Origin of the sequence: Actinomadura sp. J1-007, assembly GCF_009793335.1 — a bacterium.
Classification (GTDB): Bacteria; Actinomycetota; Actinomycetes; order Streptosporangiales; family Streptosporangiaceae; genus Spirillospora; species Spirillospora yumaensis.
The window spans coordinates 7,470,603-7,479,928 of record NZ_WING01000001.1; the positions used below are offsets into that span (position 1 = coordinate 7,470,603).

Annotated in this window: 15 protein-coding genes; 9 read left to right on the forward strand and 6 right to left on the reverse strand. The window is 69.9% G+C overall.

From position 1 onward, the window contains the following. Positions 1–34: 34 nt before the first annotated feature. Positions 35–820 (reverse strand): helix-turn-helix transcriptional regulator, encoded by a 786-nt coding sequence (locus GEV43_RS34070; RefSeq protein WP_160824180.1) that lies wholly within the window; start codon positions 818–820, stop codon positions 35–37. 140 nt (positions 821–960) lie between these two features. On the opposite strand from GEV43_RS34070, the gene GEV43_RS53405 reads away from it, so the two are divergent. The 5 genes from GEV43_RS53405 (at position 961) to GEV43_RS34090 (ending at position 3,984) form a co-directional block, all read left to right on the forward strand. Then, positions 961–1,125 carry a DUF6098 family protein gene (locus GEV43_RS53405; RefSeq protein WP_206681409.1) on the forward strand — a complete coding sequence of 55 codons (165 nt, stop codon included), beginning with the start codon at positions 961–963 and terminating at the stop codon, positions 1,123–1,125. A gap of 13 nt (positions 1,126–1,138) precedes the next feature. Next, positions 1,139–1,399: a DUF6098 family protein gene (locus GEV43_RS53410; protein WP_206681410.1), complete on the forward strand. Its 261-nt coding sequence runs from the start codon at positions 1,139–1,141 to the stop codon at positions 1,397–1,399. 299 nt (positions 1,400–1,698) lie between these two features. Further along, the gene (locus GEV43_RS34080) at positions 1,699–2,760 is read left to right on the forward strand and encodes an LLM class flavin-dependent oxidoreductase (protein ID WP_160824181.1); all 1,062 of its coding nucleotides are present in this window, start codon (positions 1,699–1,701) and stop codon (positions 2,758–2,760) included. A 52-nt stretch (positions 2,761–2,812) separates the two neighbouring features. Further along, positions 2,813–3,376, forward strand: a complete 564-nt coding sequence (locus GEV43_RS34085; RefSeq protein ID WP_160824948.1) for an NAD(P)H-dependent oxidoreductase — start codon at positions 2,813–2,815, stop codon at positions 3,374–3,376. Positions 3,377–3,510: 134 nt separating this feature from the next. Then, positions 3,511–3,984, forward strand: a complete 474-nt coding sequence (locus GEV43_RS34090; RefSeq protein WP_160824182.1) for a MarR family winged helix-turn-helix transcriptional regulator — start codon at positions 3,511–3,513, stop codon at positions 3,982–3,984. Positions 3,985–4,002: 18 nt separating this feature from the next. Here the strand turns inward: GEV43_RS34090 and GEV43_RS34095 are convergent, their stop codons facing one another. From GEV43_RS34095 to GEV43_RS55405, 4 genes are all read right to left on the reverse strand, one after another. Beyond that, complete coding sequence (locus tag GEV43_RS34095; RefSeq protein WP_206681411.1) at positions 4,003–4,653, reverse strand: LLM class flavin-dependent oxidoreductase; 651 nt, start codon at positions 4,651–4,653, stop codon at positions 4,003–4,005. Beyond that, positions 4,650–4,874, reverse strand: a complete 225-nt coding sequence (locus tag GEV43_RS48535; RefSeq protein WP_206681412.1) for a hypothetical protein — start codon at positions 4,872–4,874, stop codon at positions 4,650–4,652. Before GEV43_RS48535 ends, GEV43_RS34095 begins: the two co-directional genes overlap by 4 nt. Before the next feature lie 81 nt (positions 4,875–4,955). Next, the gene (locus tag GEV43_RS34100; RefSeq protein WP_160824183.1) at positions 4,956–5,264 is read right to left on the reverse strand and encodes a hypothetical protein; all 309 of its coding nucleotides are present in this window, start codon (positions 5,262–5,264) and stop codon (positions 4,956–4,958) included. Between the two features lie 241 nt (positions 5,265–5,505). After that, on the reverse strand, positions 5,506–5,796 hold the full coding sequence (locus GEV43_RS55405; protein ID WP_160824184.1) for a helix-turn-helix domain-containing protein: 291 nt from the start codon (positions 5,794–5,796) through the stop codon (positions 5,506–5,508). A 125-nt stretch (positions 5,797–5,921) separates the two neighbouring features. Between GEV43_RS55405 and GEV43_RS34110 the strand changes: the two genes are divergently transcribed. The 3 genes from GEV43_RS34110 (at position 5,922) to GEV43_RS34115 (ending at position 7,152) form a co-directional block, all read left to right on the forward strand. Next, positions 5,922–6,275, forward strand: a complete 354-nt coding sequence (locus GEV43_RS34110) for a DUF1992 domain-containing protein (protein ID WP_241683145.1) — start codon at positions 5,922–5,924, stop codon at positions 6,273–6,275. Beyond that, positions 6,272–6,421, forward strand: a complete 150-nt coding sequence (locus tag GEV43_RS51815; protein ID WP_241683146.1) for a hypothetical protein — start codon at positions 6,272–6,274, stop codon at positions 6,419–6,421. The genes GEV43_RS34110 and GEV43_RS51815 overlap by 4 nt, the downstream gene beginning before the upstream one ends. Positions 6,422–6,753: 332 nt before the next feature. After that, positions 6,754–7,152 carry a hypothetical protein gene (locus GEV43_RS34115; protein WP_206681413.1) on the forward strand — a complete coding sequence of 133 codons (399 nt, stop codon included), beginning with the start codon at positions 6,754–6,756 and terminating at the stop codon, positions 7,150–7,152. 198 nt (positions 7,153–7,350) lie between these two features. Here GEV43_RS34115 and GEV43_RS34120 read toward each other — a convergent pair whose 3' ends face one another. Next, entirely contained in the window at positions 7,351–7,923 is a 573-nt protein-coding gene (locus GEV43_RS34120) for an ABATE domain-containing protein (protein WP_160824185.1), read from the reverse strand. Positions 7,924–8,025: 102 nt separating this feature from the next. On the opposite strand from GEV43_RS34120, the gene GEV43_RS34125 reads away from it, so the two are divergent. Continuing rightward, entirely contained in the window at positions 8,026–9,198 is a 1,173-nt protein-coding gene (locus GEV43_RS34125; protein WP_160824186.1) for an epoxide hydrolase family protein, read from the forward strand. Positions 9,199–9,326: the final 128 nt, after the last annotated feature.

Consider the following 9,326-nt stretch of genomic DNA (forward strand, 5'->3'; position numbering starts at 1 on the left):
CCGACCGTGTCACGCGGGCGCTTGAACGAACCTGCTACCGGATCGGCCCGCCGTAGCGCGGCGCGTCACCGACGGCCCACCGGATTCCCCGGGTGAACTCGGACGGCGCGATGCCGAACATCCGGCGGCAGACCCGGCTGAGGTGCGCGCTGTCCGCCAGCCCGGCCCCGTGCGCGGCGAGGGTGAGCGATTCGCCCGCCGCGACCAGTTCCGTGGCCCGCTGGATTCGCAGCCACAGCACGTACGGGCGGAACGGCAGCCCCAACTCGTCCCGGAAAAGGTGCGCGAGGCGGCCCTCGGACAGGCCCGCCTCCCGCGCGACGTCCCCGAGACGTACCGGCGCCGACCGGTCCAGCCGGACGGCCACCGCGCGCAGCGCACGTGCGAGCGCCGGATGCCGCGCCGCCGGAGGCCCGGCGGGCACGCGCGGCAGTGCCGCCGCCAACGCCTCGGCGCCCGCCAGCCCCGCGGCCGCGGGGATCGGCAGGGACCGCGCGGCGTTCGCCCAGGACGCGGCGTCGCGGGCGCAGGCGTTCAGCGCGCGGCCGGTGGCCGAGTCGCGGTCGATGTGCAGGAGGACCGCGTCGGGAGAGCCCCGCAGGACCGCGTGCGTCGCGTCCGCCGGGATGGCGGCGGCACGGCACGCGACCCGTCCGCCGTGCCCGTCGGCCAGCTCGAACTCGCCGCCGCGGGCGGCGAGTACCTGGACGGTGTGGTGCGCGTGCGGGGAGGCCGTCCCGACCACGCCGGCGTACAGGAGCCATCCCGGGCGCAGCGCCGCCGCGCCGCGCCACGCGGAGGCCGGTCCACTGGCCGACATCCGCCGGACCCTAACAGACCCGCCTGCTCTGCCCGGGAGTGTGACGCTCTGCCCGTACTGACCGATGCGTTCAGCCGCTCCAAACGGGTAGCACCGGTTCTACGCCACCGAGATCGACAAGAGCCGAGGGGGGACGGGACATGGGCATTCCCACACTCGAGACGATCGACGAGCTGGCCGATCTCGTGGCGGAGCGGCCGGAGCTGTTCATCCGGTGGTCGCGCGGACCCGAGACCGACGCCTCGGCGTCCAGCAAGGACGACCTGACGGGAGCCCGGCTGCCGGGCCTGTCGGCCAACCCCTGAAGGTGGAGGAGTGGTGGGGGCGGCGCCCCTGCGGGTGTGGGTGGCGCGCCGCCTGCACGACTACAGCCACCTGGAGCGCCAGAAGGGCCCGGGCGTACGGCCATGGGTGCTGGAAGGGGAGGAGCGGGGACGCGGCCCGGACAACGAGCCCGTCGTGTACTGCCGCCAGGCCGTCGCGTGGATCGCCGACTCGGTGCTCGCGGAGGCGGATCGCATCGTGGCCGCGCAGGAGGGCAACTGGGGCGCGTTGCAACGCGTCGAACGCCGGGACTGACCCGGCCCCACGGCAACCCCGACGATCACCCGACGTGAGGCGCGCGCCGCCGCACGCCCAGCCGCGGCCGGGAATCCACGGCGCGGCGTTCTGATCGCGAAAGTTCAGGACCGCCGCCTGCCGCGGGGCCCGATGAGCTCGTACGAAGCCCAGTTCAACGTCCTCTCAGGCGTCCGCCATCGCCATCCACCCAGGAAAACCGGCCGCAGGCGCAGAAATAATTATCTGCACAGGCAGGTTCTTGGGGGTGGATCGATGAACGGGGGCGCGTGGCCTCCGAGCGGAGAGAGGGGAACGACATGTCGTTCGAGATCGGCATCATGACGTTCGGGGAGCTCACGGAGGACCCGGTCACGGGGACCCCGCCGTCCCCGCGGCGGCGCGTCCGGGAGACGATCGAGCAGGCACGGGTCGCCGACCAGGTGGGCCTGGACGTCTTCGGCGTCGGCGAGCACCACCGCACCGACTTCGTGGGGTCCGCGCCGACCGTCCTGCTGGCCGCCGCAGCGGAGAAGACCGAGAACATCAAGCTCACGAGCGCGGTCACCGTGCTCAGCTCGGAGGACCCCGTGCGCGTCTGGGAGCAGTTCGCCACGATCGACCTGCTGTCGGCCGGCCGCGCGGAGATCATCGCCGGGCGCGGCTCGTACACCGAGTCGTTCCCGCTGTTCGGGTACGACCTGAAGGACTACGCGGACCTGTTCCGCGAGAAGCTCGACCTGCTGCTCAAGATCCGCGAACGGAACCCGCTCACCTGGTCAGGGCGCTTCCGCGCACCCCTGGTCGAGGCCGACATCGCGCCCCGCGCCGACGGCGGCGCCATCCCGGTCTGGGTCGGGGTCGGCGGATCGCGCGCGTCGGCGATCAGCACCGGCCGCCTCGGCCTGCCCATGGCGCTGGCCCTGCTGCTCGGACCGCTCGCCTCCCACGAGGAGACCGTGGAGTTCTACCGGACGGCCGCGGCGGACGCCGGGCACGACGCGGACGCGCTCCCGATCAGCATCAACACGCACGGGTTCGTCGGGCGCACGAGCCAGGGCGCGCGGGACACCATGTACCCCTATTTCGCCAAGGGCATGATGGACAACAACCACCAGCGCGGCGTCGGGTTCCCGATCCCGCGCGCGGCGTTCGACGCCCAGTCCTCGCCCGCCGCCGGGCTGCTGGTCGGCAGCCCGCAGGAAATCATCGACAAGCTGCTCGCCTACCACGAGGTGTACGGCCTCAACCGCGCGATCATCCAGATGGGCTTCGGCGGCGTGCCGCAGAAGGAGCACCTGGAGGCGATCGAACTGCTCGGCACCGAGGTCGCGCCCGTCGTGCGCCGCGAGGTCGCCCTGCTCGACAGGAGCGCGGCATGACCGCCGTCGCGCGGGTACGCCCCCGGACCCGGTCACGCGGACGGCCCCGTCCCTGCGAGTCGTCGTCGTCAACGGCAGTCCGAGCGAGCCGTCCAAGACGATGGGGCTCGTGGACGTCGTCCTCGGCACCCTCAAGGGCATGCTCCCGATCGAGGTGTCCCGGGTGGACGTCTACCGGCTGGGCGCGGGGTTCACCGGAGCGATCGAGCGCGACGACGTCACACCCGACGTCGAGGACTCGCTCCGGCGGGCCGAGAACGCCGATCTGCTCATCGCCGCCGCACCGGTGTTCCGCGGCACGTACCCCGGCATGTTCAAGCACTTCTTCGATCTGGTCGACCAGTACGCCCTCGCGAACAAACCCGTCCTCCTCGCCGCGACCGGCGGCGGCGACCACCACGCGCTCGTCCTGGAACACGCCATGCGGCCGCTGTTCGCCTTCTTCCAGGCGCTGACGGTCCCGGTCGCGTTCTTCGCGTCCGCCGGGGACTTCGACGGCACGACGCTGCTCAACCCCCGCGTCTACGGGCGCATCGAGGTCGGACTCACCGACGTCGTGGACCTGCTCCGTGCCCGCGCGACGGGAGGCGAAGCAACGCTGCGAACCGGCGGATAGCGCCCTTCTCGCGCCGCCCGGCGAGCGCCGGGCCGCGGGAGCGCCCCACGTCCTCGCCGCCGCGAACAAGACTCGCTGTGCAGGCAGGCAGATCCGATTGGGATTCGGGATGACCTGCCGATACCGTGCTGCTCATGGCGACCGACAGGCTGCGAGAGCTCGAAGACCAGGCATGGAGGGGGTTCCTGGTCACCCACGATCGGATCTGGCGCGAGATCGAGGCCGGGCTCGCCCCGTTGAACGTGAGCATGGCCGAGTACAGCGTGCTGGCGCTGCTGGGCGAGGCCGGTCCGAACGGCATGCGGATGTCGGAGCTCGCCCGGAAGCGGCTGATGTCCACCGGCGGGTTCACCCGGCTTGCCGACCGGCTCGAACGCCGCGGGCTGATCGAGAGGCGGCGGGCGGCCGGCGACGGCCGCGGCTTCACGGCGGTCCTCACCAAGGAAGGGAAGGCGCTCCTGCGCAAGGCATGGCGCCGGCAGCACGACGACCTGCGCAGGCTCTTCCTCGACCGGCTCGACGACGAGCACCTGCGCAACCTCGCCGACGTCTGGGCGCGGCTGGAACCGGACGACGAGGCCGCGTCCGACCCGCACCCGAAACTATAACCTGTTCTCGTTCCGAGATCACGGCTGGACTTTGGCGATCACCGTTTCGGCGAAGCGTTCGAGGTTCTCGATCTTCTTGGCCAGCGGCTCGGTGTCGGGCCCCTGGATGTACGGCCAGCGGAAGCCCACGATCGCGTCGGTCACGCCCTTGTCCTCCAGCCGCTTCACCCCGTCCGGCGTGTAGGCGTCGAACGAGATCACGTGCACCTCGAACGGGTCGTCCGCCTTGCCCTCGGCCTCCCGGATCCGGGCCAGGCGCTCCAGCAGCGCGTCCAGGTCGTCGCCGCCCGCGTGCATCCACCCGTCGCCGCGGACCACGGCGCGCCGCAGCGCCGCCTCGCTGTGCCCGCCGACCAGGATCGGGATCGGCCGCGCGGGCGCCGGGGTCATCTTGATCGCGGGCAGGTCGTAGATCTCCCCGTGGTACTCGAAGTACTCGCCGGTGCTCAGCCCCCGGACGATGTCGATGGCCTCGTCCATCCGCTTTCCGCGCCGTTCCCACGGGACGCCCATCACCGCGAAGTCCTCGGGCCAGGGACTGAGCCCGACGCCGAGGCCGAGCCGGTCGCCGGTGAGGGCGGCGATCGACGTGGCCTGCTTGGCGACCAGCACCGGCGGCCGTACCGGGAGCTTGAGCACGAACGGCGTGAACCGCAGCGTGCTCGTCACCGCCCCATCGCCGCGATCAGGGTGAAGGTTTCGATGAAGCTCTTGTCCTCCAGAAAACTCCGGTCCCCGTCCTCGGTGTACGGGTAGGTCGAGTCGGACTCCTTGGGGTAGACGAGCGAGTCGGCGACCGAGAAGCTCGTGTACCCCGCCGCCTCGGCGGCGCGGGCCAGGGGCAGGTAGTACGAGTGGTCGGTCATGGCCTCGGCATAGGTGAACCTCATGCGAACCGCTCCAGGCGACGGCGACAGGTCGCCAAATACTAGAACCCGTTCCAGTCAGGCGCCAGGGAACCGAGCTCGCCCTTAGAGGGAACGCTGGATGCGGCCGAGGTAACGCGTGGTCCGCCTGACGCCCGGCACGCCGACGGCCACGGCCAGGGCGCCGAACGCCAGGAAGTACGGGGCCCGTTCCTCCCGGTCGCGCCGTTCCCGCGCGAGGTCGCTGTAGGTGCGGGGGCCGTAGCCGGTGAAGCAGGTGTACGGGCCGTGTTCGGGGACCACCTTGCCGCCGCACTTGATCGGCCGGTGAGCCGCGTAGATCCCCTGGGCGCCGACGAACATCACGATCAGTCCGAACCCGATCAGCAAGAAGAACGTCGGCCAGAGCAGCAACGCCGCGATCGCCTTCGGACGACCGCCGGGGGCGCTGCCGGCCGCATGCGATCACACTCCCTGACCCGCCGTGGTCGTCCCGGGATACTACCGCCCGGCTGCCGACCACCCACCCGAAGACGGGCATGTCCGACTTCAGAAGTCCGCGTCTGACCTGGTGGCTTCAGGTGGGCGTGGCCGTTCTGGAAGTCGAAGGCGTGATCCGCGGACGGGCGCACCCTCTCGGGAACGGCTCGTCGCGTCAGTCGCCGTACATCAGTACCGAACCCGACGCCTCGCCGGTGTCGGCGGCCCGCAGTTCGGCAACGATCTCTTCGGTCGTCCACTGGTGCGGCTCGATCGAGAACGCCCGGTCCTTGCTGGTGAAGTAGTTGAAGAACGTCCGCGGCGAGATGTCGGCCGCCTCGCTGATCTCTTCCACGGTCACCGCGTCGGGCCCGCCTCGCTCCAGCGCCAGCCGTACCGCCGCGCCGCGGATCGCGACCCGCCGGGCGACGCGACGCCTCTCGCGCCGTGCTTCTCCCGCATCCACGATTTGCAGAATTTGCACACTCTGCAACCCGGTGCCGGTCAGTGGCGTTCCGTGCCGCCTCCACCTGACGGGGTCCGGGCGGTTCCGGGCATGATGTCTCGTTCCGAGCGTGGGACAATGCCGTCATGACCGAGCGAAAGCCCGCGGGGCTCAGCTTCGAGTCCTGGATCGACGGGCAGATCCGCGAGGCGGAGCAGCGGGGCGAGTTCGCCGACCTGCCCGGCGCGGGAAAGCCCTTGCCCGACGCGAACAAGCCGCTGGACGAGAACTGGTGGATCAAGCAGAAGCTGGCCAGCGAGGGGCTCGTGGCACTGCCCCATCCGACCCTGGCCCTGCGCAAGGAGATCGAGGACGCCCTGGCCGAGGCGGCCGGGGCGGCGTCTGAACGGCGGGTGCGCCAGCTCCTGGAACCGGTCAACGAGAAGATCGCCGCTTACCTGCGCATGCCCCGCCCGGCCCCCCGCTCGGGCGCCGGATGATCGACATCGACGAGGTCGTGGCGAGCTGGCGGCAGGAGCATGGCGCAGACGACGATCCTCCGCAGAGCACCACCACGCCGAGCGGCGGCGGCAGGCCGAGCCGCAACCGATGGAGGCTCCGCTTCCGCCGTCGGCACCACGACTGAGGCGCGCCGGCGCGTCGACATCTGATCCGTACGGGTCGGTCCTGCCGTCATTCGGCCCGTCCGGGGGCGGGGTCAAGGGCCGGGGGAACGGGCGGCCGGATGCGGACAGCCGTCCCACGACCACCTTCTATCACCGCAGGTGACGGACTCATCACGCAGGTGAATGCGCTCCGCAATCACCTTTTGAGCACTCTCCGTAATTATCTGGACACAGGATCATATGGAAACCAGTTGTGATGTGTTGGACACTCTTCGTGTTCGACCCTTACTGGATTCCCCGCCGCCGCACCCCCGGGATACCCATGCGTATCCGGTGTCCCTCGGGATCGGCGGTGCGGGACCAACGTCGAAGGAGAGCAGATGCCGTCGATGAGGACCACCGCTCTGGCCCTGGCCGCCACCGCCGCCGCGACCTGCCTGGCCACGACCGGGGCGGCCAGCGCGCAGAGCGCCGGCGCCCCCGCCAAGCCGGCCGCCCGAGGGCCGCCGCCCTTCCGCCGGGCTGGCAGCTCGTCACCCTCCCGAACGCCAACGTCCCCAACTTCCAGCGCCGGGTCCTCTACTGCCCGGGCAGCAAGCGCGTGCTCGGAGGCGGTGGCGAGGCACGGGGCAACGGCGCCGTCCTGGTCGGCTCGTTCCCCACTGACGACGGCCGCGGCTGGATCGTGCTCGGCCGCCAGATCGGCTACAGCGACGTCGGCATCAGCGCCTTCGCGATCTGCGCCGACTGACGATCCCGTCCCTCCGCCGGTCCCGGCCGCCCTTCGCGGCCGGGACCGGTTGCGTCTCACGGCCCTCGCCACTCTCGGGACCGCGTCTCCTCCGCCAATTGAAAGCGGCGCCACCGCCCCCGCCGCTGTAACGGCCATGAACGGTGCGGCCAACGTGGCAGATGTGGGGTTTGCTTGGGCGTACCGAGTTAGCGATTACTACGCAGGGCTGGAGTTCTTGCGCTGGTTGGCGATGAAGCGCGCTTTCTTGTGGCGATTCCCGCACGTGTTCATGTCACACCATCTGCGGGTGCGGCTTTGGCTGGTGTCGAAGAAGGCGGCTTGGCAGGTCGGTGATGCGCACAGGGCCAGTTTTCCGTCTCGTTCGCCCGCGATGATGCTGATCGCGTCGGCGGCGATCACGCTGAGGGCGTCTTCCACGCAGGAAGCCGAGCTGAGCCGCCATTGGCGATCGCCCTCGGGCGTCAGAACGGCCGCGGCCCGGCCCTGGGCGCTGCGGTCATTGATGACTTGGATGGCAGGCGCGGGGAGAGGTTCCTGGAGCGCGGCCGCTGTCGCGGCGGCGTGAATCGACTCCCTCAGTTCCCGGGCGAGTTCGAGTTGGGCGGCGGTGCAGGATTCCACGGCCAGGCCGTTCACCGCCAGCCAGTCGATGAGTCGCTGCGGCGTGGGAATGCGCTCGACCGGATTGCCGCGACGTTCCGTCAGAGTCCCCGTGAAGCTGGTCGCCAGCACATTACCGAGACGAAATTCAGGGACCCTGGCACGCATGGAACCACCTTAGCAGGTTGCATGCCGGCCGGACGGCATGTTAGAACCGTCTTAGCCGGTTCGCAGCAGGTAGCGGCCGGTCCGCGATGGCCAGGAGGTCTCATGTCCCGCCCCACCGGCGACGTGCAAGCATTCGAAGCCCACGCGACTGACGCCGATCTCGACGATCTGCGCGCGCGACTGGCCGCGGCGCGGCTACCGGAGGCTGAGACGGTTCAGCGCGCCGCGCCCGGCCGTCGCCGGTGGGAACAGGGCGTTCCTCTCGCCGACCTCGTTGATCTCGTGGACTACTGGCGCACGGGGTACGACTGGCGGTCGTTCGAGGAGCGTCTTAATCGCATCGGCCAGTTCCGCACGACAATTGACGGTCTGGGAATCCACTTTCTGCACCGCCGCTCCACACGCGCGGACGCCACTCCTCTGATCCTGACGCACGGCTGGCCGGGCAGCATCGCCGAGTTCATCGACGTGGTAGACGGGCTGGCGGACCCGAACGATGCAGAAGCACCGGCGTTCCACGTCGTGGTTCCGTCGCTCCCAGGCTTTGGTCACAGCGACAAGCCGGCCACTACCGGATGGGGAACCGAGAAGATCGCGGCCGCATGGGTGGAACTGATGGGAAGGCTCGGCTACAGCAAGTTCGTGGCGCAAGGCGGTGACTGGGGAGGAAATATCACCACGGTTCTCGGCGGGAGGTTCCCGGCGCACGTCCTCGGCATCCACACGACGTTCGCGGAAGCGCCGCCCGGGTTGTCAACGGACGGGCTGACGGCGGTCGAGCGCAAGTGGACCGAGGAGACCCGTGACTTCTGGCGCCACCGCGCGGCGTACGCGAAGCAGCAGGCGACCCGACCGCAGACCATCGGCTACTCGCTCGTCGACTCACCGGTCGGGCTTCTCGCCTGGATCCTCGACAAGTTCGCCGAGTGGTCGGATACCGAGGACAGCCCGTTCGAGACGATTTCCAGAGACCGTGTTCTCGACAATGTGACCCTGTACTGGCTGACGCGGACCGGCGCGTCGTCGGCCCGCATCTATTACGAAAGCCACAACTCGCTCGATCCCGAACTGCGAGTCGACGTCCCGTCGGCGATCAGCATGTATCCCCGCGACATCGAGAAGACACCGCGCCCCTGGGCCCAGGAGCGATACCGCCAGATCGTCCGATGGAGGTCACCCGAAACCGGCGGACACTTCCCGTCGCTGGAGATACCCGATTACTTCATCAAGGACCTGCAAGAAGGACTCGCGGCAGTACTGGCCACTCACCGCTGAACCCGCTCGACGGTTACCGCATTAGAGGTGGGGAGGAGGGTTTGGATGGGGGTTTCGGGTCAGTGAGCAGGGGGCTTTCTATGGGGCGTGCGGCGGCTATGAGGGTTCGGAGGTGGTCGGCGGCGCCC

What these genes read in the sequence shown, in the direction of transcription:
- GEV43_RS51815 (WP_241683146.1), top strand. Translation starts at nt 6,272, where the DNA reads ATGATCGACATCGACGAGGTCGTGGCGAGCTGGCGGCAGGAGCATGGC.
- GEV43_RS34080 (WP_160824181.1), top strand. Translation starts at nt 1,699, where the DNA reads ATGTCGTTCGAGATCGGCATCATGACGTTCGGGGAGCTCACGGAGGAC.
- GEV43_RS53405 (WP_206681409.1), top strand. Translation starts at nt 961, where the DNA reads ATGGGCATTCCCACACTCGAGACGATCGACGAGCTGGCCGATCTCGTG.
- GEV43_RS34120 (WP_160824185.1), bottom strand. Translation starts at nt 7,923, where the DNA reads ATGCGTGCCAGGGTCCCTGAATTTCGTCTCGGTAATGTGCTGGCGACC.
- GEV43_RS34125 (WP_160824186.1), top strand. Translation starts at nt 8,026, where the DNA reads ATGTCCCGCCCCACCGGCGACGTGCAAGCATTCGAAGCCCACGCGACT.
- GEV43_RS34090 (WP_160824182.1), top strand. Translation starts at nt 3,511, where the DNA reads ATGGCGACCGACAGGCTGCGAGAGCTCGAAGACCAGGCATGGAGGGGG.
- GEV43_RS34070 (WP_160824180.1), bottom strand. Translation starts at nt 820, where the DNA reads ATGTCGGCCAGTGGACCGGCCTCCGCGTGGCGCGGCGCGGCGGCGCTG.
- GEV43_RS48535 (WP_206681412.1), bottom strand. Translation starts at nt 4,874, where the DNA reads ATGAGGTTCACCTATGCCGAGGCCATGACCGACCACTCGTACTACCTG.
- GEV43_RS34110 (WP_241683145.1), top strand. Translation starts at nt 5,922, where the DNA reads ATGACCGAGCGAAAGCCCGCGGGGCTCAGCTTCGAGTCCTGGATCGAC.